Origin of the sequence: Weizmannia acidilactici (assembly GCF_008974225.1) — a bacterium.
Lineage (GTDB): Bacteria > Bacillota > Bacilli > Bacillales > Bacillaceae_C > Weizmannia > Weizmannia acidilactici.
In genome coordinates, this window is record NZ_BKZR01000130.1 from 1 (window position 1) to 278 (window position 278).

1 protein-coding gene is annotated in these 278 nt (G+C 45.3%); it reads right to left on the minus strand.

Annotated elements, in window-relative coordinates; all coding sequences use genetic code 11:
- A partial coding sequence (locus tag GBH70_RS16530) for a hypothetical protein (protein WP_151682026.1) occupies positions 1-236 on the minus strand: 236 nt, incomplete at its 3' end.
- Positions 237-278: the final 42 nt, after the last annotated feature.

Below are 278 nucleotides of genomic sequence, written 5' to 3' on the forward strand. Positions count from 1 at the left end.
CAAAAAATTCCTTGATATCCTGCTAGCCCTTTTAGAGCTTCTATATACGGCTTGCCTTGATCCCGGCTTGCCAATGCAGGCAAATGCCCCGTAACGGCTCCTATTGATTCTCGAGTTTTTACTTTCAGCCACTGCTTGATATTGATTTTCTTATCCGGTTTTTCGTTCTCTTTTGTCGAATCAGCTATGGCTTCATAAAGGGTCCCTTCAAAGCGATGAACCATGGCTGTAGCCATTGAATGGAGGCCGGCTAGTCCCCAACTGTACCCCTGTTTTAA